Source organism: Microbacterium sp. SZ1, from assembly GCF_002362255.1.
Classification (GTDB): domain Bacteria; phylum Actinomycetota; class Actinomycetes; order Actinomycetales; family Microbacteriaceae; genus Microbacterium.
Map to the genome: position 1 here is coordinate 71,875 of NZ_LPVV01000003.1, position 21,325 is coordinate 93,199.

Genomic DNA, 21,325 nt, shown 5'->3' on the forward strand with positions numbered 1-21,325 from the left:
TCACGCGTGGTGCGGCTCGCAGTCCGACTGCTCCGCCGGTTCGATCTGGAAGGTCGAGTGCTCGACGTCGAAGTGCTCAGCGAGGCATGACTGCATGTCGGCGAGGAGGCGTGAGGAGCGGCCGTCGGCGAGGAGAGCGGGCTCGACGCTCACGTGCGCGCTGAACACCGGCGCGCCGCGCGTGAGCTGCCACACGTGCACGTCGTGCACGCCGATGACGCCGTCGTAATCGAGCAGGTGCTGGCGGATGTCGCTGACCGCCGTGTCCTTCGGAGCCGACTCCGACAGCACGGAGAACACCTCCCGGAGCAGGGCGATCGCCCGCGGGATGATCATGACGGCGATCGCCAGAGAGGCGATAGCGTCGGCCGGCATCCATCCGGTCGTGACGATCACGACGGCGGCGACGATCACCATGGCCGAGCCGATGAGGTCGCCCATGACCTCGAGGTACGCGCCGCGCACGTTGATGCTGCTGCGCTGGGCGCGGCTCAGCAGCCACATCGAGATCGCATTGGCGATGAGCCCGACGGCGGCGACGACGAGCATGAGCCCGCCGACGACGTCGGTGTCGCCCGGGTCCACGAGACGGCCGACCGCCTCGATGCCCACCCAGCCGGAGAGGAGGATGAGGATGATCGCGTTGACCAGGGCGCCGAACACCTCGGCCCTCTGGTAGCCGAAAGTGCGCCGGTCGTCGGCGGGCCGCGCGGCGACCGCGGCGGCGATCAGCGCGATCACCAGTGCGGACGCATCGGTGAACATGTGCGCCGCATCGGCGAGCAGTGCGAGCGAACCCGTGAGGATCGCGCCGATCACCTGCACGACCATGATCGTGGCCGTCAGGGTCAGCGAGATCGCCAGGAGGCGACGGTGGCTGGCCGAGCGGATGCCGCCGGCGGCGGGCGCGTGATCGTGCATGTGACCAGGCTAGATGCGGGATCTGCCCGGTCGGGGCGATTCCCGCTACTCGGGAATGGTGATGATTCTCAGTAGGTCCGCGGCTCGTCCGCTCAGCGGGTGCGCGTGTACTCCAGCACCGCGCAGCCGTTGTCGAAGGTGCGTGCCCGGTCGAGGTGCAGATGCGTCGGCTGGAACCCGTGGTCGAACATCGGAATGCCCGAGCCGGCGATCACCGGGTACTTCTTGACGATCAAGCGGTCGATCTCCTCGAGCAGGACACCCGCCAGACCGGCTCCTCCGACCAGATAGATGCCGAGTCCCTCCTCCGCCTTGAGTTCGCGTATCCGCGAGACCGGATCGGTGCGCACGATCTCGACGTTGTCGTGCCGTGCATCGTCCAGCGTCGTGCTCACCACGATCGTGCGCAGGTGCGAGTACGGATCGACGACCCCCTGCTCCAGTGCGGGCTCGTACGTGCGACGCCCCATCACCACGGTGTCGAAGCGGGTGAGCGGTTCGTCCGCTCCTCCCCGTCCGGCACGGACGAAAGCGGGCTGGACATCGGACAGCTCGGTACCGAGCATGTCGGCGAACTCCGGGGTCACCGGGTAGAAATCGACCTCGTCATCCGGTCCCGCGATGAACCCGTCGAGCGTGACGCCGATGTAATAGGTGAGCTCTCTCATGCCCATCACCGTAACCACTACGCATGACGTACGTCAAGCGTAGTGGTCACGGTTCGAAGCACTAGAGCGCCGCCAGCAGCGGCACGAGTTCAGCGAACGCCCGCGCTCGGTGCGACTGCGTCTGCTTCTCCTCCGCCGAGAACTCCCCGACGGAGCGCTCCTCGCCTGATGGCTGCCCGTCGGGGATGAAGATCGGGTCGTACCCGAACCCGCCCGCTCCGGATGCCGCGTGCGCGAGTCGACCGGGCCAGATGCCCTCGACCACGTGCTCGGCGCCACCGGGCACCACCAGAGCGATCGTCGAGGTGAAGTGCGCCGAGCGGTGCGGGTCGGCGATGTCGTGCAGCTGGTCGAGGAGGAGCTCGAGGTTGGCCGCGGCATCCTTCTTCTGACCGGCCCAATACGCGGAGAAGACGCCGGGAGATCCGCCGAGCACATCGACACAGATCCCGGAGTCGTCGGCCAGCGCCGCAAGACCCGTGTGCGTGGATGCCGCACGAGCCTTGAGGAGCGCGTTCTCCGCGAACGTCACGCCGTCCTCCACCGGCTCAGGACCGTCGTACGCGACGATCTCGAGATCGGGCCGCGTCAGCGACACGATCTGCTGGAACTCCGCGACCTTGTGCGGGTTGTGCGTGGCGAGGACGACGCGCATCAGCCGGCGAGCGCCCTCAGCTGGGCGTCTTTCAGGTCGTGGCATCCGGCGACGCCCAGATCGAGCAGCGCGTCGAGCTCGCGCTTGTCGAACGGCGCTCCCTCGGCGGTGCCCTGCACCTCGACGAAGAGACCGCGACCGGTGACGACGACGTTCATGTCGGTCTCGGCGCGCACGTCCTCGACGTATGCCAGGTCGAGCATCGGCTCGCCGTCGATGATGCCGACCGAGATCGCCGAGACGGAGTCGATGAGCGGCGTGGAGTTCTTGCCGATGAACTTCTTCTCGCGACCCCATTCGATCGCGTCGGCGAGGGCGACGTACGCGCCGGTGATCGCAGCCGTGCGCGTGCCGCCGTCGGCCTGCAGGACGTCGCAGTCGATCACGATCGTGTTCTCGCCGAGCGCCTTGGTGTCGACGACCGCGCGCAGCGCGCGCCCGATGAGACGCGAGATCTCGTGCGTGCGGCCGCCGATACGCCCCTTCACGCTCTCGCGGTCGTTGCGGCTGTTGGTGGCGCGGGGCAGCATCGAGTACTCGGCCGTGACCCAGCCCTTGCCCTTGCCGGTGAGCCAGCGCGGCACGCCGTTGGTGAAGGAGGCGGTGCACAGCACCTTGGTCCCGCCGAAGCTGATGAGCGCCGATCCCTCGGCGTGAGCGCTCCAGCCGCGCTCGATCGTGACCTCGCGGAGCTGGTCGGTGGAGCGCCCGTCGGCGCGGACGGTGTCTGACATGGGGGTTCCTTCGATGGGGGGACGCGGGGGCGGCGGAGGACGAGGGTGTCGTGCGGTCAGGTCAGTGGACGGAGTCGGGAAGCGTGATCACACCGGTCTGCACGAGCTGCACGTCGCGGACCTCACGTCCCATCAGACGGTTGGCGAGCGCCGTGAACTCGGCGGTCGACGCGCCGGTGGCTTCGTAGACGTACGAGGCGGTCGCGTCGGCAGGAGCGAGCAGGTCGCCGCGGACGAGCTGGCGGTACACGTCGCCGGCGGTCTCATCGTCGCTCGACACCAGCGTCACCCCCTCCCCCATGACGTAACTGATCGCACCACGCAGGAAGGGGTAGTGCGTGCATCCGAGCACGAGGGTGTCGACGCCGGCATCCCGCAGGGGGGCGAGGTACTCCTCCGCGGTGGCGAGCACCTCGGGCGTTCCGGTGATGCCCGCCTCGACGAACTCCACGAACCGCGGGCAGGCCGCAGTGAAGACCTGCAACCGCTCGTTGACCTCGAGCATGTCCTGATAGGCGCGCGAGCCGATCGTGCCGACCGTGCCGATCACTCCCACCCGGCCGTTGCGCGTCGTCGACACGGCTCGACGCACCGCAGGACCGATGACCTCGACCACCGGCACGTCGTAGCGCTCACGGGCGTCGCGCAGCATCGCGGCGGATGCCGTGTTGCAGGCGATCACCAGCATCTTCACGCCCTGATCGACGAGCGTGTCGAGAACCTCGAGCGAATAGCGACGCACGTCGGCGATGGGCTTCGGCCCGTACGGCGAGTGGGCCGAGTCGCCGATGTAGACGAACGACTCGCGGGGCAGCTGGGCGCGGATGGCCCTGGCCACCGTGAGCCCGCCGACACCGGAGTCGAAGATTCCGATCGGCGCGTCATTCATGACTCCCCAGCCTACTCGGGCGCACCGGCATGCGCGGCGTTCGCCGAGCCCGCCGTCACTAAGCTGAGCGCATGACGACGTCCACGGCGCTGCTCACCGACCGATACGAACTCACGATGCTCGCCGCCGCTCTGCGCGACGGGACGGCCGCCCGGCCCAGCGTCTTCGAGCTCTTCTCGAGGCGGCTGTCCGGCGGACGCCGCTTCGGCGTCGTGGCCGGCACAGGCCGCCTGCTGGCACTCCTGCGGGACTTCCGCTTCGGCGACGACGAGCTGCGGTTCCTGAGCGACAACCACGTGGTGGATGCCGATTCGCTCAAGTACCTCGAGTCCTACCGCTTCACCGGCAGCATTCGTGGCTACCGCGAGGGCGAGCTGTACTTCCCCGGCTCCCCCATCCTCACCGTCGAGGGCAGCTTCGCGGAAGCCGTCGTGCTGGAGACCCTCGCGTTGAGCGTCCTCAACCACGACTCCGCCGTCGCGACCGCTGCGTCGCGGATGAGCATCGCCGCGGGAGAGCGTCCGCTCGCGGAGATGGGATCACGGCGCGCGGCGGAGCGCTCGGCCGTCGCCGCCGCCAGAGCCGCGTACATCGCCGGCTTCGGCGCGACGAGCAACCTGGAGGCGGGGCGACAGTGGGGCATCCCGACGATGGGCACCGCTGCGCACTCCTGGACGCTGCTGCACGACAGCGAGGAGGACGCGTTCCGCTCGCAGATCGAGAGCCTCGGCACCGGTACCACGCTGCTGGTCGACACCTACGACATCCGCAGGGGCGTCGAGACGGCGATCCGCATCGCGGGCACCGGACTCGGCGGGGTGCGCATCGACTCCGGCGATCTGCCGATCGTGGCTGCGGAGGTACGAGCGCAGCTCGACGAGCTCGGCGCCACGGGCACCCGCATCACCGTCACGAGCGACCTCGACGAGTACGCCATCGCCGCCCTCGCCGCCTCCCCCGTTGACGCCTACGGCGTCGGCACATCGGTGGTGACCGGTTCGGGGTATCCCACAGCGAGCATGGTCTACAAGCTGGTGGCGCGACAGGATGCCGACGGGTCGTGGATCGGCGTCGCGAAGGCGTCCACCGACAAGGCGTCTCACGGCGGACGAAAGGCCGCATTCCGCACCCTGTCGGACGGTGTGGCCTCCGCCGAGACAGTCGTGGTGTCGGACGGATTCGAGGAGCTCGGAACCGCAGCGGAGCATCCAGACGGTCGCGCCCTGCAGGCGACGTTCGTCGACCGCGGCGAGATCGACCGGTCGTTCGAGGGAGCGGCGGGTACGGCCGCCGCGAGGCAGCACCACCTGCGCGTACGCGAGGAGCTTCCGGTGCGCGCGCTCGCGCTCAGCAAGTCGGATCCGGCGATCCCGACGGTCTTCGTCGACGCCGAGTGATCGGGTCGGTCAGCCGACCATCGACTCGTAGATCTCCTTGCACGTGGGGCAGATGGGGAACTTCTCCGGATCGCGTCCCGGTGTCCACTTCTTGCCGCACAGAGCGCGCACCGGCTTGCCGGTGATCGCGGACTCGAGGATCTTGTCCTTCTTCACGTAGTGCGAGAAGCGCTCGTGGTCGCCCGGTTCGAGATTCTCCTCCCGGAGGAGCTCTTCCAGTTCGCGATCAAGCGTTGCCACGCCGCCCTGATCGGGGCTGTCCAGCGGAGTACTCATGTCCAGATTCTAGCCGCGCGCGCACGGTGTCGGGCGGGGGTCATGCGGTCTCGACGAACTCCATCAGCCGCTCGCCGCCGCGCTCGAAGATCAGCCCACCCACCGTCACACCGATCGCGAGCACCGCGATGCCCGTGCCGAGCCCGGTCCAGAACGTCGCCGACGCGTACTCCGACCCCTCGAAGACGGTCAGAACGAACAGCCAGACGGTCGGAGCGCTGACGACGATCGCTCCGAGGAACGCCGCCGCCGGGCCGAAGATCCCACGGGAGGCCGCTCGTTGCGGCTGCTGGAACGGGCTGTCGCCGGGGTGCGACACCGCGTAGGGCGCGACGGCCGACACGATGCTGGAGAGCCCGAGACCGGCGAGCAGCAGGCTCGCGCCGAGGCCGACGAGCGGGAGCAGGAGCCGCCAGTCGTCGATCCAGAGGAGGGTGAGCGGCACCGCGATCGCGAGCACCGGAACCGCGACGAGGACGACGGGGACCAGGCGCCCGAGCCGGTCTGGAGCCCCGCGGACGCCGCTGGCCACGTGCGTCCACAGTGCCGTGGAGTCGTAGGCGACGTCGTTGTGCGGCAGCCAGCCGAAGAACAGCGCCATCACGGGCACCGGGAACAGCGCCGCGATCTCGAGGGGTACACCGGCGACGAGCAGCGGCAGCACGGTGAGGACACCCGCGATCGGCACGACGATCACGTTCATGATGTAGCGGCGGTCGCGCAGCCAGTAGACGAGACTGCGCGCAGCGATGGCGCCGAAGGCGTTGGACGGCAGGAGACCGAACCAGCCGAGCCCGGTGCGCTCGCGGGATGCCGCGGGGCGCTCGGTGGTCGTGAGCAGTCGACGGACGAGCCACGTCCAGAGGACCCAGAGCACGACGGCGGTCGCCGTGGCGATGAGGCCGCTTGCCCAGGCGCTCGACGTGTCACCCGCTGCCGCCGCGAAGAGGAACCGCGGAGCGGCTGCGATCGGAGTGAGACCGACGACGGCCGCGACGTTGGCGACCGAAGCGGGAACCTGCCCCTCCCAGTTCAGCGACGCGAGGAACACCGCGACGGGGAATGCGACGACCAGCACGGCGAGTGCGAAGAGGGCGGTGAGCTCGCGCGAACGCCGCTCCGGGAGAAGGAGGGCGTTGAGGGCCATCCCGATGCGGGCGACGAGGACGGTCGAGAGGACGGCGAGGATGCTCATCAGCACTGCTGCCGGCCACGGCGCTCCCAGCCGGATGGCGACGATGCACACGCTGGCGTGCACGGCCAGGACGGCGGCGCTCGGCACGCTCACGAGCGAGGTGAGCGCAAGGATCCACGGCATCCGCCGCTCATCGACGCCGAAGACGGCGAAGCGGCGCGGGTCGAGCTGGTCGGTGGCCCCGACGAGCAGCGGACCGACGAGGAAGCCGAGGAACAGCGCGCCGCTGCCGAGCACCGTCACGGTGCGCGCGACCTCGACCGGTGCGTCGTCGAGGCTCAGGATCGCCGAGCACACCACCACGGTGAGCGCCACGACGACGACGAACATCAGCAGGGTGCGCACCCGTCGGTCGCCGCGGAGCGAGCCGACCAGAAGCGCCGCCCTCAGTCGGAGAACGTGTGCAGCCACTCGAGCCCCTCCACCTCGCCGATGCCACCGGAGAGCTCGACGAAGCGCGCTTCGAGCGTCTGCCCCGCGCGCACCTCGTCGATCGTCCCTTCGGCCAGCACGTCGCCGCCGACGATGATCGCCACGCGCGAGCACACCCGCTCGACGAGGTCCATGCCGTGGCTGGAGAGGATGACCGTGCCTCCGTGCGCGACATAGGCGCGCAGGATGTCGAGGATCACCGCGGACGATACGGGATCGACGGCCTCGAACGGTTCGTCGAGCACCAGCACTCGGGGCGAGTGGATCATCGCTCCCGCGAGCATGATCTTCTTCGTCATGCCGGCGGAGTAGTCGGAGACGACGCGACCGAGCGCATCGCCCAGGTCGAAGGCCCTGGCGAGGTCGCCGACGCGCTTCTCGATCACGTCGGAGGCCAGCCCGCGGAGCAGTCCGTAGTAGTAGAGAAGCTGCCGTCCGGTGAGCCGGTCGAAGGTGCGGAGCCTGTCGGGGAGCACGCCCATCATGCGCTTCGCCGCCTGCGGCTTGGCCGCCTGGTCGATGCCGCAGACGACGACGCTGCCGCCGTCGGAGCGGAGCAGCCCGGCCACGATCGACAGGGTCGTGGTCTTGCCTGCGCCGTTGGGACCGACGATGCCGTAGAACGATCCGGCGGGGACAGTGAGGTCGATGCCGTTCACGGCCGTGTGGTCGCCGAAGTTCTTGACGAGTCCGCGGATGCGGATCGCCTCGCTGCCCGGTTCGGCCGCCGGCTCGTCCGCCGCGCGCTCCTGCGGGCTGATCGACTCCGCCTCGGCATCGGATGCCGCGTCGACGGTCTCGACGGATGCGGCCGCCACCTCGGCGGGGGCGTCGACATCCGACACGGCAGCGTCGGTCGTCTGTGCGGCCTCGTCCTCGGGGGCTTCGACGGTGACGGCCGGCTGCGGCTCGGGAGCGGACTCGGGCTCGACTGGAGCTTCCGTGTCGAGCGGCGCCTCCGGCTCGACCGGAGCCTCTGGCTCGACCGGAGCTTCCGACTCGACCGGAGCTTCCGACTCGATCGAAGCTTCCGACTCGACCGGAGCTTCCGACTCGATCTCGGGCGCGGCCTCGGAGACGGAGGTCTCCGGTGCCGGCTCCGAGGCGGAGGCCTGGGCCGACCCCTGCCCCGACGCCGACACGGCCTCGGGCTGAACGGGTGCGGCCGTCTGCTCTCGTTCGGCTGCCTCCGCAGCCTTCCGCTCGGCTTCGGCCGCCTCCGCAGCCGCCTTCGCTGCCGCCGCGTTGGCAGCCCGTGTCTCAGCCGCCTTCTTCGCGGCTGCCGATCTCGCCGCGGCCGTTCGAGCCGCAGTCGTCCGCGCGGCGGTCTTCGCTGCCGCGCTCTTCTCCGCCGCCTTCTTCGCGGCCGCGGTCTTCGCCGCTGTGGCCTTCGTGGTCGACGTCTTGGGGACGCCGGATGCGGCGGTCTTCGACGTTCGGACCGTCGCGCCCTTCGCCGCAGACGTCTTCGCGGTGGACGGCGTGCGCGCAGCGCTCTTGGCCGCCGTGCCGTTCGCGGCACCCGCCTTCCCCGCCGTACCGGTCCTGGCGGAGTTCTTGGCCGCCGCGGCGCGGGCTGCGGCGGCGGAACTCGGCTTCGTCGATGCCTTACCCGCCCCCGGGCGCGCGACGGGTTCGGCGACCACCTCGACGGTCGCAGCGGCGTTCTCGTCCGCCGACCGGCTCGGCGCGCGACGCGCCGGCGTCTTCTTCGCGGGGGTCTTGCGGGCAGGCGTCTTCTTCTCAGACGAGCTCGCGGAGTCAGCCACCTGATCGGTGCGGTCGTCGGGGGAAGCAGTCACCGTCCTACGGTATCAACGGGCACGACGTTTCCCACGGCCGACCGCAACATTGCCCGGCGGATCAGACGAAACGCCGTCGCGCAAGCCTCTGGACGAATCTGAGCGTCCGGTGTGTAGTGGGTCACGAAACGGCAACAGGAGCGCCCGACGGCGGGCCTTCCCAGGCTGTATCGCTAGCATGACATCCGGCACGACGAAGTGTCCGGTCGGTGAACCGACCGTGAACACCAATCCTTTAGGAGCACTCGTGACTCTTCAGACCGTCATCCTCGCCGCAGGCATGGGCTCGCGCCTCGGTCGTGCGCTGCCCAAGCCGCTCACCGAACTGAGCGACGGCCGCACGATCATGCGTCAGCAGCACGACAACATCCGCGCCGCCTTCGGCACCGACGCCCGTATCACCACCGTCGTCGGCTACCGCGCAGAGACCATCATCGAGGCGTTCCCGAACGTCAACTACGTTCACAACGAGCGCTACGACGAGACCAACACCTCGAAGAGCCTTCTCCGCGCGCTCGGCGCGACCGGCAAGGCCGGCGTCCTCTGGATGAACGGCGACGTCGTGTTCGACCCGATGATCCTCGGCCGCGCTGCCGCCTACATCGAGCGCGACCAGTCGTTCGTGACCGTGAACACCTCGAAGGTGAGCGACGAGGAGGTCAAGTACACCGTGACGCCCGAGGGCTTCATCAAGGAGCTCTCGAAGACGGTCAAGGGCGGGCTCGGCGAGGCCGTCGGCATCAACTACATCTCGTCCGCCGACAAGAAGGCGTTCATGCGCCAGCTGCAGCGGGTCGAGGACCAGGACTACTTCGAGCGGGGCCTCGAGCTCGCGATCGCCGAGAACGGTCTCCTGCTCGAGCCGATGGACGTCTCCGATCTCTACGCGGTCGAGATCGACTTCGCGGAAGACCTGGAGCGCGCGAACCTCTTCGTCTGACCACGCGCGATCTCTGCACGAAAGCCCGGCCCCGTCAAGGGAGCCGGGCTTTCGGGTTTTTCGCGGCGGAGATTCCTATGATCGGCACATGGCTCCGAAGGTGCACAAGATCCACTCCCTGCCTGACGACTCTCCCTGGGACAAGGGGGTGCCGCCGGTCGGGTCGACCGAGCATCCGCTGATGGTGCGCGGTCTCGACCGCGTGCTGGCCATCCAGCGCCCGCTGGTCCTCGCCCACATCCGCAGCATCCGACTGCGTAACCCGCAGGCCAGCCCGGCGGAGATCATCCGCATCCTCGAGCGGCGCTACCTCGCTGCGGTCACCACGGGAGGCGCAGCCGTGGGTGCGACAGCGGTCGTGCCCGGGATCGGCACCGGCATCACCCTCGCCCTCTCCGGCGTGGAGACGGTCGGCTTCGTCGAGTCCACGGCCCTGTTCGCGCAGTCCGTCGCCGAGGTGCACGGCATCCCCGTCTCCAACCCCGATCGGGCGCGAGCGCTGGTGATGACGCTCATGCTCGGCAAAGAGGGCGTCGATCTCGTCAGTCATCTCGCGGGTCAGGCCGCCGGACGGGGCGGATCCCGCTCGTCCTACTGGGGCGAGCTGGTGACGAAGTCGCTGCCGCGAGCGGCAGTCGGTCCACTCGCGGACCGACTCAAAAGCGCGTTCGTGCGTCAGTTCGCAGCGAAGGGCGGCGCGTCGTTCGTCGGAAAGGCGCTGCCCTTCGGCGTCGGCGCCGCCGTCGGCGGAGCCGGCAACCACATTCTGGGCCGACGGGTGCTCACAACGTCGCGTCGGGCGTTCGGCGCCGCGCCCGTCGAACTCCCGGCCGAGCTCGAGCCCGTCCCCGGAGCGGAGAAGCTGGAGTTCCGGATGCTGCACGGCGCCCAGTACGTGGGCAGCGCCGTCGCGGGCGCGGCCGGCGCGGCCGCCCGCGGTGTCGGCTGGGCCGGACGCCGCCTCGGCGAGCTGACGACGCTCCGCGGTCGAGGCGACAGCACCCAGGAGGGCATCGAGTCGATCGGCGGACACGAACTTCCCGACTCCCCGTCGTCGTCGCACTGATCCGGGCCACCGCTGCGATGGGGCTGCGGCTCCTACGCCCTGATCACCAAAGGATCGAGCGCCCCGTTGTGGCGAGCATCCAACGGGGCGCGACGACCCGACGATAAGGTGGAATCCGTGACGGAACAGCCCGAACTCTCGACCACCGCCGGCAGACTCGCAGACCTTCGCGCTCGCTACAACGAAGCCGTTGTCGACGCCGAGAAGGTCGCGCAGGAGAAGCAGCACGCCAAGGGCAAGATGACCGCCCGCGAGCGCATCGAGCTGCTCGTCGACCCCGGCAGCTTCGTCGAGTTCGACGAGTACGTGCGCCACCGCACCACAGCGTTCGGCATGGACCGGAACCGACCATACGGCGACTCGGTCGTCACCGGGGTGGGCACCATCCACGGCCGGACGGTCGCCGTGTACTCCCAGGACTTCACGACCTTCGGCGGATCGCTCGGCGAGGTGTCCGGCGACAAGATCATCAAGATCATGGAGTTCGCGCTCACGAACGGGATGCCGATCATCGGCATCCTGGACTCGGGAGGCGCCCGCATCCAGGAGGGCGTGCTCGCCCTCAGCAAATATGGCGAGATCTTCCGTCTGAACACCCGTTCGTCGGGCGTCATCCCGCAGATCTCGATCATCATGGGGCCGGCCGCCGGCGGTGCAGTGTACGGGCCGGCGCTCACCGACTTCGTCATCATGGTCGACAAGACGAGCCAGATGTTCGTCACCGGTCCCGATGTCATCAAGACGGTCACCGGCGAGGACGTCGGCATGGAGGAGCTCGGCGGCGCGCTCACGCACAACACGCGCTCCGGCGTCGCGCACTACCTCGCCCAGGACGAGGACGACGCGCTCGACTACGCGCGCACGCTGCTCAGCTTCCTGCCGGACAACAACATGGCCGAGATCCCCGGCTACGAGAGCGGCTTCGAGTGGGAGACCACGGATGCCGACCGCTCGCTGAACTCGATCATCCCCGACTCCCCCAACCAGCCCTACGACATCCACTCGGTCATCGAGCACGTGGTGGACGCGGGCGATTTCATCGAGGTGCAGCCTCTGTTCGCACCGAACATCGTGATCGGTTTCGGTCGCGTCGAAGGACGCTCGGTCGGCATCATCGCGAATCAGCCGTCGCAGATGGCCGGCACGCTGAACATCGAGGCAGGCGAGAAGGCGAGCCGCTTCGTGCGCTTCTGCGACGCGTTCTCCATCCCGATCGTGACGCTCGTCGACGTGCCCGGCTACCTGCCGGGTACCGATCAGGAGTGGACCGGCGTGATCCGCCGCGGGGCCAAGCTCATCTACGCGTACGCCGAAGCAACCGTCCCGATGGTCACGGTCATCCTGCGCAAGGCGTACGGCGGGGCGTACATCGTCATGGGTTCGAAGCAGCTGGGCGCCGACGTCAACCTCGCGTGGCCCACGGCGGAGATCGCAGTCATGGGCGGACAGGGCGCCGTCAACATCCTGTATCGCAACGAGATCCGCAAAGCCGAGGAGGCGGGCGAGGACGTGGCCGCTGTGCGCACGCGCCTCGCGAACGAGTACACCTACAGTGTGACCTCGCCCTTCCTCGCAGCGGAGCGTGGCGAGATCGACGGGATCATCGAACCCGCGAACACGCGCGTGTCGATCGCGAAGGCTCTCCGCGCCCTTCGCGGCAAGCGCGCCGAGCTGCCGCCGAAGAAGCACGGGAACATCCCGCTGTGAGCACGCCATCCGACGCCACGCCCGCGGCGGGCGAGCAGCCGCCGACGATCGAGATCATCCGCGGGAACGCCACCGAGGAGGAGCTCGCCGCTCTCACCGCGGTCGTCAGCGATGCCTACGCGCAGGAGTCGGCGGATGCCGTGGCAGAGGAGCCGCGAGTGTCGGCGTGGATCAAGACACAGCGATCGATGCGCAGGCCGCTCCGGCGTGACATCCCCTGGGGCCGTTTCTCGGGCTGAACGGGGTCTGCGGGCCCGTGAACCCTCCATCTCACGGGCCGCGCAGTGAGCCCCTCCTGCACATGAGGGACTCACCCCCTCCGGATTCACCCCAGTCGGCGCACCAACATCGATAGTACATCGATTGGACTTAAGATACCGGCCCGGCCGCCGATACATCGGAATTTGAGTGAAGGGCGATTCAGTCGCTCAGGTACAGATCCGAAGCGCGCGGAGTCAGCACCGCGTCCAGCACGACACAGGCAGCGCCCACCGCTCCGACGTCCGCACCGACGACCGTGCCGTCGATGGGAATCGACCTCAGCGCTCGGGTCGCGCTGCGACGGTGTACCCTCTCGGGCAGCAGACGCAGGTAGAAGTCGCAGAGCGCCCCCCAGTGCGGCCCTCCGAGCACGACGCGATCCACGTCGAGGACGTCAATGAGCACGGAGATGAGCACTGCGAGATGCGCTGCAGCGATCTCGATCGCGGCCACTGCCCCCTGTTCGCCCTCCGACGCGCGGTCGCACAGTCGCGTGAATCGTTCTTCCACCGCACCGAGGTCGCTCGGATCCACCGCATCCGTGAAGAGTCCATCGCGCTCAGCTCGTGCCACGATCGCCTGGGGAGTGCAGACGACGTCGACGCATCCGCGCAATCCGCACGCGCACCGCGGCCCCTCCGGATCGACGACGATGTGCCCGATCTCGCCGAAGTTCCGCGAACTCCCTCTGATCGCGTCGCCATCCCTGACCAGTGAGGCACCGATGCCGGTGCCGAGGTAGACGAACACGAACGAGCCGTCTGCCGCCCATCGCCCGGTCCACTGCTCCCCCACCGCCGCGGCGACCGTGTCCTTCTCCAGCATGACCTCGAATCCAGACGCCTCGGCCACCACGGCGCGCAGAGGGACCCTGTGCCACCCCTGGAGCTTGGGCGGGTCGATCACAGTGCCGCGCTCCGCGTCGAGCGGACCGGGCACCGCGACGCCCACCCCGGAGACGAGTCGACGGTCGACGGCGGAATCGGCGATGACCGCGTCCACCGCGCCCGCCATCGTCTCTGCGATCCGCGCCGGATCCATATCGCTCGTTCGCACGGAGCGACGTCGCCTGACCGCGCCGGACATGTCCAGGAGGACGGCGGTGATCACAGCGGGGTCGAGGTGCACACCCACGGCGAAACGGCTTTCGGCGACGAGTCGCAGCGTGACGCGCGGCTTCCCCGGCCCGTTGATCGTGCGTCCGGCCTCGGCGATCAGCCGGTCGTCGAGCAGTCGACGCGTGATGTTCGTCACCGTCTGCGCAGACAGTCCCGTGGCTTCGACGAGCTCGATGCGGCTGAGCCCGTCGACGGACCGGCGGATGGCTTCGAGGATCACGGACTGATTGAAGTCGCCCATCCGCGGCAGGTTGGTACCCCGGCGCATCGGCATGTCTCATCTTCTCGCATCCGGGCCCATTCCGTGTCCCCCAAAATACCTACAGACAACCTCGGGAAGAACCGTGAGACTGAGGGGGACGCTTCGCGTTCGGCTGGTCTCTCTGTCCCAGGGTAGATAGACGCAGACCGGTCATCGGCGGACGGTTTTCGGGTAACTGTTCCGCACGGCGAGGGGCTGGCGGATTCGCCGCCCCTCGCCCATTCTCTTTCCGCCCTCGCCTCCGATCACCTCCCCCGGTCGGAGTCGAGGGGCGGTGGGCGTCGACTCAGTGAGCGCTCTCGCGCGGGATCTCGTGCCACACGTCGACGGCATCGTCGTCACTGGCCCTGCCTGCGCTCGCCCTGCCGACCACGGTCACAGCGGTCCTGGGGTCCCTCGCCGCGCGGATGATCCATCTCTCGGCGTGCGCCTCGCGCAGAACGTCGGCCAGCTCGTCGCGGATCTCTTCCCGCCGCTCCTCGGTCAGCTCGTCGAGACCGCCCTCGTCGAACACCGTGACCACGGCACCCCTGCGCCGCGCCTCTTCGATCGCGTCCCGCACGGCATCGTTCAGCAGATCCGCACCCCGGAGCTCGTCACGCAGCCGACCCTCCGCGAGGCGCGCCTCCAGCCGCTCCGCGGTGTCGAGTTCGCCCTGCGTGGCGACGGCCCGGCTCAACAGCGGCCCGGCGACGGCGACCGCGAACTGGGTGCGAAGGCGCCGCTCCTTCTGCCGGACCTGCTGTGTGGCGTGCCAGGCCGAGACCGCCTGTTGGATACCGGCGAGCCGCTCGGTGTCGTGAACGGCCCGATCCCAGAACATGACGAGCAGATGAGCCACTGCCACCCACATCACCGAACCGACGAGCCCGAGGGAGAGCGCGACGAAGAACCCGAGGGCGGCCGATGACGCGGCGATCAGCACGACGATGATCAGCCATCCGATCGCCAGCCGTCGCCGCACGACGCAGACGATGCCCAGCAGGCCGAGGGCTCCGATGTACCAGGTGGCGAACGGGGCGGTCAGCGTGGCTGGATCGAGGGAGAGCGTGACGAGCGCGGGGATGACCCCGCTCGCGACCAGGGCGAGCAGCGCCGTGAACAGCGGCATCCGGACCGATGTCGCGGAATCCCAGAGGATCGCCGCGCACACGACGACGAGGTAGACACCGATCGCGGCGACCATGAGCAGCGGCGCGGTCGGCTGCTCGATCCACCACACGCCGCGCGCCACGAAGTACATCGCGAACCCGACGGCCAGCGAGGTGGCGACGCTGCGCACCGTCCTGTTCACGCGCGGTCCCACCCGAGCGTGACCGTGGTGCCCAGGTCCGACGACTCGATGTCAGCCGTCCCGGCGACCCCCGCCATGCGCGCGAGGATCGAGGCGCGGATGCCGAGACGGTCGGCGCCGATCGCCTCGAGGTCGAAGCCGGGTCCGGTGTCGGAGATCGTCACCGTGATGCCCTCGTCGCCGCGACCCTCCACCAGGATGTGCAGGCCCCGTCCGTGGGCGTGTGTGACGGAGTTGCCCAGTGCCTGACGCGCCGCGAGCACGAGCGCCCGCGCGACCCGGCCGGGAAGGAGCCCGACACCGCCGCGTTCCTCGACGACCGCGTCGGCACCGAGTTCGGAGAGGGCGCGCCGCAGCTCGGCGACGATCTGCTCCGTCGCCACCGGATCGTCACTCCCCTCCTGCGCGACCGCGGCCTCGGTGTTCGCCAGTCGGGTGAGCGCTTCGCGCGCCATCCCGACCGCGAGCTCTCGCGCTCGCTCGCCCTCCGCGCGCTCTACGGCGATGAGCGCGGCCAGCACACTGTCGTGCATGAGCGCCGACATGGCCACGCGCTCCTCCTCCGCCGCCGCGGCGGCCGCGGCGTCCGCGTATGACGACACCGCGCGCGCCCTCGCCTCGTCGACGCCGGCGGCGACCGATCGGAACATCCACCCGAGCGAGATGATCACGATGCCGAGGATGAGGGTGAACGAGACGTCGAAGGCCGTGGTCACCCAGAAATCGCGGGAGAAGCCGCCCTCGACGAGCCGGACGTACCCGTAGACGAAGGGGAGCGCGACCGCCCACGAGAACTGGAGCCACAGCGGGAACGCGAGCATCGCCGCGACGACCCCGACGTTGACGAGGAAGAAGATCCAGGGCTGGGTGGCGGAGCCGGCGGAGACGCCGACCAGGCTCGGCCACGCGCCGAGCGCGACCACGTAGACGACCGCGAAGAGACCGGATGCCGCGCGCACGCCCCGTCCGATCACACATGCCACCAGCATGAGCGCGAACGGGATGTAGACGGCGAGCAGCGTGACGACGCGCGGCGTGTCGCTCCAGGATGTGGTCGGGATGGCGGCGAACAGCGCCTGAACGCCCAGGGCCGACGAGCCGATCGCCACGACGGTCGCGAGGATGCGCTCCATGCGCTTTCCCGTGAAGCGCTCGAACTCGGTCTCCACGCTGCCGGGAGAGGGGATCTGACTCCAGGCTTCGCGGATGCTGAGCGGCTCAGTGGGCACTCGACGTCCCGTCGGCGGCGACGATCCCGTCCTCCATCGCTCGACGGAGCAGGTCGACTTTAGTGGGCGCAGGGCGACCGACCTCGACGTACTTCACGCGGATGCGGGTGATGTTCTCCTTCGCCGTGGAGTAGGCCACCCCTAGGCGTTCGGCGACCGCCTTGAGCGGCAGGCCCGTGGCGTACAGCCGCAGCACCTCTCGCTCGCGTGTCGACAGCTGCGCGTCGGCGAAGTCGCGGTCGCCGTCGACGGCGCTCGCCCACTCCACGTTGTTCAGCGCTTCGCCCTGGGCCACGGTGCGGATGGCCTCGAGCACGTCGTCGAGTGCGGAGGACTTGCTCACGACGCCTGCGGCTCCGGCGACGAGCGCCTCCCGGACGGCAGCAGGACGATCGGCGACGCTGTGGATGACGACGCTCGCGCCGTCAGCGACGAGCGACGACACGTTCTCGGTCACCGTGGTGCCGTCGCCGAGCGTCAGGTCGAGCACGACGACGTCGGCGGGCGCGGCCGAGGTCGTCGCGCGCCAGTCGAGGTACGCGCCGACGGTGCTGCCGGAGAAGACGACGGTTCCCGCGCCGTCCCGCGCGCATGCCGCCTCGAGTCCCAGACGGACGGACTCGTGATCGTCGATCAGTGCGACCCTGCTCATCCGCCCAGCCTACTGATTAGTCGAGTCGTTGGAGATCGCCGTTCAGCGGGTCAGCAGAGCGACGACCTCGAAGTGGTGCGAGTGCGGGAAGAGGTCGAAGGCGCGGAGCCGCCGCACCTGCCAGCCGTGCTCGCGGAAGGAGCCGAGATCGCGCGCCAGCGCGACCGGATCGCACGCCACGTAGGCGATGGCCTCCGGTGCGAGCGCGTTCAGCGCGTCGACGACCTGGCGTCCCGCTCCCGCACGCGGCGGATCGAGCACGACGGCGCCGGCTGCGGCATCCGACGGCAGACCCGCGAGGTAGCGGTCGACGCGCGCCGTCACGGCGGTCACATCGAGCGGTGCGAGGTTCGCGGCGGCATGCGAGGTCGCCCGCGCGTTCGACTCGACCGTGACGATGTCGGTCCCGCCGAGGTCCGCGAGCGTCGCTGCGAACAACCCGACTCCGCCGTAGAGGTCGTAGTGCGTTCGGCTCTCGTCGACGTGACCGTCGAGGATGCCGTACACCGCCGCATCGAGGACCGACGCGGCGCGAGGGTGCACCTGCCAGAATCCGCCCGCGTCGAGGTGGAACCGTCGATCGCCGACCCGCTCGTGCACGACCTCCGGCGTCGCCCTGCGGCTCGACCCCCGTCTCGAGCGCTCGGGCCGCGCGTCGCGCCTGATGACGCGGACCTCGCCGTCCTCGGGCTCGACGAGATCGACGCTCCCCGGACGCGCGCCTCTCAGCCGCAGAGCCGCCTCTGCGACCGCAGGACGAGCGAGCGGGTGCGACCCGACCGGGATGACGCGGTGGCTGCGTGCCGCGTAGGGCCCGACCAGGCCGTCATCGTCGACGTGGAGAGTGACCCGGGTGCGCCACCCGGTGCCATCGCCCGAGTCGACGGCTTCGATCTCCGGCGCGTCGAGCCCCGATCCGGCGAAGCGGTCGAGAGCCTCGCTGAGCACGCGGCGCTTCAGCACGCGCTGCTGCGCGAGGTCGATGTGTCCGAGATCCGCGCCGCCGGCGCGCTGCTCGGGCGCGCGCGAGACATCGGCCTCGGCCCAGACGTGTGGTCGACGGTGCGGCGAGGCGTCGAGCACCTCCACGGTCTCGGCCCGCCAGAAGCTCTTCGAGGAGCCCGTCGATTCGGGATCGAGTCGTGCGCGCACCCGCTCGCCGGGAATCGCGTCGGAGACGAAGACGACGCGCCCCTCGTGGCGGGCGATGAAGGTGCCGCCGTGCGCGATGCCGGTGATGTCCAGATCGAGCAGGTCCGAGGAAGAAGTCATCCTTCGAGGATACGGTGGTGCACATGCGCGTCTGCCTGGCCTCGACCTCTCCCGCCCGTCTCATGCTGCTCCGACAGGCGGGCATCGAGCCGCTCACGGAGGCACCGGGGGTCGATGAGGAGGCACTCGCCGCGTCCGGGGCATCCACGCGCGGATCAGAGCTCCCTCCGGCGGAGCTCGTGCTTCTGCTCGCGCGCGCCAAGGCCGCTGACGTCGCGCTCCGCCTCGCGGCCGAGGGGACGTTCGACGGGATCGTGATCGGCGGCGACTCGATGTTCGCGCTCGGCGGCCGCGTCTACGGCAAGCCCTACACTCCGGAGGAGGCGACGAGACGGTGGCGGGAGATGCGGGGCGCGACCGGCATCCTGCACTCCGGACACTCCGTCTTCCGCGTCGCACCCGGCACCGAGCCTGTGGAGGCGACGGCGACCGCCGAAGCCTCCGTGACCTTCGCCGACGACGTCTCGGACGCCGAGATCGCGGCCTACGTCGCCTCGGGCGAGCCCCTGCATGTGGCCGGCGCCTTCACGGTCGACAGCCTGGGCGGAGCGTTCATCACTCGCGTCGAGGGCGACCCGTCGACGGTGGTGGGGATGTCGCTGTCGACGGTGCGCCGTCTGGCCACCCAGCTCGGGGTCCGCTGGACCGACCTGTGGTCGTAGAGTCCCCTCCACGTTTCCCGATCTTTCTTGTGGGGAGTCGTCAAAGCGATCGGCACTCTTCTCGCTAGGCTGGCAACCATGCCTGCTATCGCCAAGGTGCTCATCGCCAACCGCGGCGAGATCGCCGTACGCATCATCCGTGCCGCCCGGGACTCCGGGATCGCGTCGGTCGCCGTCTACGCCGACCAGGACCGCGATGCGCTGCACACACGTCTCGCCGATGAGGCCTACGCCCTCGGCGGCGCCACCAGCGCGGAGACCTACCTGCAGATCGAGAAGATCCTCTCGGTCGCCCGACGCGCCGGCGCCGACGCCGTGCACCCGGGCTACGGCTTCCTCGCAGAGAACGCCGACTTCGCGCGTGCCGTCATCGGCGCGGGCATGACGTGGATCGGACCGTCCCCCGAGGCCATCGAGGCCCTGGGCGACAAGGTCACCGCTCGCCATGTCGCCGAGAAGGTGGGCGCGCCGCTCGCGCCCGGCACGCCCGGTCCCGTCTCGGGCGCCGACGAGGTCGTCGCCTTCGCGGAGGAGTACGGCCTGCCCATCGCCATCAAGGCCGCCTACGGCGGCGGCGGACGCGGGCTGAAGGTCGCCCGCGAACTCGGCGAGGTCGCCGAGCTGTTCGAGTCGGCGACGCGAGAGGCCGTGGCCGCCTTCGGCCGCGGCGAGTGCTTCGTGGAGAAGTACCTCGACAAGCCGCGCCACGTCGAGACGCAGTGCCTCGCGGATGCCGCGGGCAACGTCGTCGTCATCTCGACCCGCGACTGCTCGCTGCAGCGCCGCCATCAGAAGCTCGTCGAGGAGGCGCCTGCGCCATACCTGACCGAGGAGCAGAACGCGCAGCTCTACGCCGCGTCGAAGGCCATCCTCAAGGAGGTCGGCTACGTCGGTGCCGGCACCTGCGAGTTCCTCATCGGCGCCGACGGCACGGTGTCGTTCCTCGAGGTGAACACCCGCCTGCAGGTCGAGCACCCGGTGTCGGAGGAGGTCACGGGCATCGATCTGGTCCGCGAGCAGTTCCGCATCGCGGCCGGCGGCACCATCGACTACGACGACCCCGCACCCACCGGGCACTCCTTCGAGTTCCGCATCAACGGCGAGGACCCGGGTCGCGGCTTCCTCCCCCAGCCCGGACCGGTCCACGTCTTCAAGACCTTCGGCGGCCCCGGCATCCGCCTGGACTCCGGCGTGACCGCCGGCGACTCCGTCTCCGGCGCCTTCGACTCGCTGCTCGCCAAGATCATCGTGACCGGCAAGGACCGCGCCGAGGCTCTGGAGCGCTCGCGTCGCGCGCTCGAGGAGTTCGAGGTGGCGGGTCTCCCCACGGTTCTGCCCTTTCACCGCAAGGTCGTGAACGACCCGGCCTTCACCGCGGAGAACGGCGAGTTCGGCGTCTTCACGCGCTGGATCGAGACCGAGTTCGTCAACGACATCCCCGCGTGGGACGGCGAGCTGGAATCCCCCGCCGCCGAGTCGGGTCGGCACACGGTGGTCGTCGAGGTCGGTGGCAAGCGTCTCGAGGTGAGCCTGCCCGATCGCGTCGCCGTCGCCGCCGGTGCCGTCGGACGCCCGGCCGCGGTGCCGCCGTCGCGCCGCAGCCACGCCACCTCCGTCAGCGCCGGCGCCTCCGGCGACGCGGTCAAGTCGCCCATGCAGGCGACGGTCGTCAAGGTCGCCGTCGAGGAGGGCCAGCAGGTCGTCAAGGGCGACCTCGTCGTCGTGCTCGAGGCGATGAAGATGGAGCAGCCGCTGCAGGCGCACAAGGACGGCGTGATCGGCAACATCAACGCGGATGCCGGCGCCACCGTGTCCGCGGGCCACCAACTGCTCACGATCAGCTGACGGCATCCGTCGACGCGAAAGAGCCCCCGCCGCGGCGGGGGCTCTTTC

General features: G+C 69.6%; 20 protein-coding genes. 7 read left to right on the plus strand and 13 right to left on the minus strand.

What is annotated here, in order from left to right:
• The 5 genes from AUC47_RS02625 to murI all read right to left on the minus strand — a co-directional run bounded on the left by AUC47_RS02625 (position 1) and on the right by murI (position 3,867).
• Positions 1-921 carry a cation diffusion facilitator family transporter gene (locus AUC47_RS02625; RefSeq protein ID WP_096713691.1) on the minus strand — a complete coding sequence of 307 codons (921 nt, stop codon included), beginning with the start codon at positions 919-921 and terminating at the stop codon, positions 1-3.
• A 92-nt stretch (positions 922-1,013) separates the two neighbouring features.
• Positions 1,014-1,589, minus strand: coding sequence for a dihydrofolate reductase family protein (locus AUC47_RS02630; protein WP_096713692.1), 576 nt, complete (start codon positions 1,587-1,589; stop codon positions 1,014-1,016).
• A gap of 61 nt (positions 1,590-1,650) precedes the next feature.
• On the minus strand, positions 1,651-2,244 hold the full coding sequence (rdgB, locus tag AUC47_RS02635) for an RdgB/HAM1 family non-canonical purine NTP pyrophosphatase (RefSeq protein ID WP_096713693.1): 594 nt from the start codon (positions 2,242-2,244) through the stop codon (positions 1,651-1,653).
• Positions 2,244-2,978, minus strand: coding sequence for a ribonuclease PH (rph, locus tag AUC47_RS02640; RefSeq protein ID WP_096713694.1), 735 nt, complete (start codon positions 2,976-2,978; stop codon positions 2,244-2,246). The genes rdgB and rph overlap by 1 nt, the downstream gene beginning before the upstream one ends.
• Before the next feature lie 61 nt (positions 2,979-3,039).
• Complete coding sequence (murI, locus tag AUC47_RS02645; RefSeq protein WP_096713695.1) at positions 3,040-3,867, minus strand: glutamate racemase; 828 nt, start codon at positions 3,865-3,867, stop codon at positions 3,040-3,042.
• 71 nt (positions 3,868-3,938) lie between these two features.
• Between murI and AUC47_RS02650 the strand changes: the two genes are divergently transcribed.
• Positions 3,939-5,264 (plus strand): nicotinate phosphoribosyltransferase, encoded by a 1,326-nt coding sequence (locus AUC47_RS02650; RefSeq protein ID WP_096713696.1) that lies wholly within the window; start codon positions 3,939-3,941, stop codon positions 5,262-5,264.
• Positions 5,265-5,273: 9 nt separating this feature from the next.
• Here AUC47_RS02650 and AUC47_RS02655 read toward each other — a convergent pair whose 3' ends face one another.
• From AUC47_RS02655 to AUC47_RS16870, 3 genes are read right to left on the minus strand one after another with little or no spacing between them, the layout of a single operon-like run.
• Complete coding sequence (locus tag AUC47_RS02655) at positions 5,274-5,540, minus strand: DUF3039 domain-containing protein (RefSeq protein ID WP_028503536.1); 267 nt, start codon at positions 5,538-5,540, stop codon at positions 5,274-5,276.
• A gap of 40 nt (positions 5,541-5,580) precedes the next feature.
• On the minus strand, positions 5,581-7,146 hold the full coding sequence (locus AUC47_RS02660; RefSeq protein ID WP_096713697.1) for a hypothetical protein: 1,566 nt from the start codon (positions 7,144-7,146) through the stop codon (positions 5,581-5,583).
• Positions 7,122-8,969 (minus strand): ABC transporter ATP-binding protein, encoded by a 1,848-nt coding sequence (locus AUC47_RS16870; protein WP_256999412.1) that lies wholly within the window; start codon positions 8,967-8,969, stop codon positions 7,122-7,124. The genes AUC47_RS02660 and AUC47_RS16870 overlap by 25 nt, the downstream gene beginning before the upstream one ends.
• Before the next feature lie 247 nt (positions 8,970-9,216).
• On the opposite strand from AUC47_RS16870, the gene AUC47_RS02670 reads away from it, so the two are divergent.
• The 4 genes from AUC47_RS02670 to AUC47_RS02685 all read left to right on the plus strand — a co-directional run bounded on the left by AUC47_RS02670 (position 9,217) and on the right by AUC47_RS02685 (position 12,921).
• A complete protein-coding gene (locus tag AUC47_RS02670; RefSeq protein WP_096713698.1) occupies positions 9,217-9,909 on the plus strand; it encodes a phosphocholine cytidylyltransferase family protein in 693 nt (230 codons plus the stop codon).
• An 88-nt stretch (positions 9,910-9,997) separates the two neighbouring features.
• A complete protein-coding gene (locus tag AUC47_RS02675) occupies positions 9,998-10,975 on the plus strand; it encodes a hypothetical protein (RefSeq protein WP_256999413.1) in 978 nt (325 codons plus the stop codon).
• A gap of 117 nt (positions 10,976-11,092) precedes the next feature.
• Positions 11,093-12,682, plus strand: a complete 1,590-nt coding sequence (locus tag AUC47_RS02680; RefSeq protein WP_373557843.1) for an acyl-CoA carboxylase subunit beta — start codon at positions 11,093-11,095, stop codon at positions 12,680-12,682.
• Positions 12,679-12,921, plus strand: a complete 243-nt coding sequence (locus tag AUC47_RS02685) for an acyl-CoA carboxylase subunit epsilon (RefSeq protein ID WP_096713700.1) — start codon at positions 12,679-12,681, stop codon at positions 12,919-12,921. Before AUC47_RS02680 ends, AUC47_RS02685 begins: the two co-directional genes overlap by 4 nt.
• 181 nt (positions 12,922-13,102) lie before the next feature.
• On the opposite strand, the gene AUC47_RS02690 is transcribed toward AUC47_RS02685, so the two are convergent.
• The 5 genes from AUC47_RS02690 to AUC47_RS02710 all read right to left on the minus strand — a co-directional run bounded on the left by AUC47_RS02690 (position 13,103) and on the right by AUC47_RS02710 (position 18,770).
• On the minus strand, positions 13,103-14,335 hold the full coding sequence (locus tag AUC47_RS02690) for an ROK family transcriptional regulator (RefSeq protein ID WP_256999414.1): 1,233 nt from the start codon (positions 14,333-14,335) through the stop codon (positions 13,103-13,105).
• A gap of 274 nt (positions 14,336-14,609) precedes the next feature.
• On the minus strand, positions 14,610-15,617 hold the full coding sequence (locus AUC47_RS02695; protein ID WP_096713847.1) for a hypothetical protein: 1,008 nt from the start codon (positions 15,615-15,617) through the stop codon (positions 14,610-14,612).
• Positions 15,614-16,846 carry a sensor histidine kinase gene (locus tag AUC47_RS02700; RefSeq protein WP_096713702.1) on the minus strand — a complete coding sequence of 411 codons (1,233 nt, stop codon included), beginning with the start codon at positions 16,844-16,846 and terminating at the stop codon, positions 15,614-15,616. Before AUC47_RS02700 ends, AUC47_RS02695 begins: the two co-directional genes overlap by 4 nt.
• Entirely contained in the window at positions 16,836-17,498 is a 663-nt protein-coding gene (locus AUC47_RS02705; protein WP_096713703.1) for a response regulator transcription factor, read from the minus strand. The genes AUC47_RS02700 and AUC47_RS02705 overlap by 11 nt, the downstream gene beginning before the upstream one ends.
• Positions 17,499-17,540: 42 nt before the next feature.
• Positions 17,541-18,770, minus strand: coding sequence for a class I SAM-dependent RNA methyltransferase (locus tag AUC47_RS02710; protein WP_096713704.1), 1,230 nt, complete (start codon positions 18,768-18,770; stop codon positions 17,541-17,543).
• Between the two features lie 23 nt (positions 18,771-18,793).
• On the opposite strand from AUC47_RS02710, the gene AUC47_RS02715 reads away from it, so the two are divergent.
• Together AUC47_RS02715 and AUC47_RS02720 are read left to right on the plus strand one after the other, a co-directional pair.
• A complete protein-coding gene (locus AUC47_RS02715; RefSeq protein WP_096713705.1) occupies positions 18,794-19,432 on the plus strand; it encodes a Maf family protein in 639 nt (212 codons plus the stop codon).
• 78 nt (positions 19,433-19,510) lie between these two features.
• A complete protein-coding gene (locus AUC47_RS02720; protein WP_096713706.1) occupies positions 19,511-21,277 on the plus strand; it encodes an acetyl/propionyl/methylcrotonyl-CoA carboxylase subunit alpha in 1,767 nt (588 codons plus the stop codon).
• The last annotated feature ends 48 nt before the right edge of the window (positions 21,278-21,325 follow it).

Bases quoted from the DNA above. Each gene is read 5' to 3' on its own strand.
- AUC47_RS02625 (WP_096713691.1), bottom strand. From the start codon at position 921: ATGCACGATCACGCGCCCGCCGCCGGCGGCATCCGCTCGGCCAGCCAC.
- AUC47_RS02630 (WP_096713692.1), bottom strand. From the start codon at position 1,589: ATGAGAGAGCTCACCTATTACATCGGCGTCACGCTCGACGGGTTCATC.
- rdgB (WP_096713693.1), bottom strand. From the start codon at position 2,244: ATGCGCGTCGTCCTCGCCACGCACAACCCGCACAAGGTCGCGGAGTTC.
- rph (WP_096713694.1), bottom strand. From the start codon at position 2,978: ATGTCAGACACCGTCCGCGCCGACGGGCGCTCCACCGACCAGCTCCGC.
- murI (WP_096713695.1), bottom strand. From the start codon at position 3,867: ATGAATGACGCGCCGATCGGAATCTTCGACTCCGGTGTCGGCGGGCTC.
- AUC47_RS02650 (WP_096713696.1), top strand. From the start codon at position 3,939: ATGACGACGTCCACGGCGCTGCTCACCGACCGATACGAACTCACGATG.
- AUC47_RS02655 (WP_028503536.1), bottom strand. From the start codon at position 5,540: ATGAGTACTCCGCTGGACAGCCCCGATCAGGGCGGCGTGGCAACGCTT.
- AUC47_RS02675 (WP_256999413.1), top strand. From the start codon at position 9,998: ATGGCTCCGAAGGTGCACAAGATCCACTCCCTGCCTGACGACTCTCCC.
- AUC47_RS02690 (WP_256999414.1), bottom strand. From the start codon at position 14,335: ATGCCGATGCGCCGGGGTACCAACCTGCCGCGGATGGGCGACTTCAAT.
- AUC47_RS02705 (WP_096713703.1), bottom strand. From the start codon at position 17,498: ATGAGCAGGGTCGCACTGATCGACGATCACGAGTCCGTCCGTCTGGGA.
- AUC47_RS02710 (WP_096713704.1), bottom strand. From the start codon at position 18,770: ATGACTTCTTCCTCGGACCTGCTCGATCTGGACATCACCGGCATCGCG.
- AUC47_RS02715 (WP_096713705.1), top strand. From the start codon at position 18,794: ATGCGCGTCTGCCTGGCCTCGACCTCTCCCGCCCGTCTCATGCTGCTC.
- AUC47_RS02720 (WP_096713706.1), top strand. From the start codon at position 19,511: ATGCCTGCTATCGCCAAGGTGCTCATCGCCAACCGCGGCGAGATCGCC.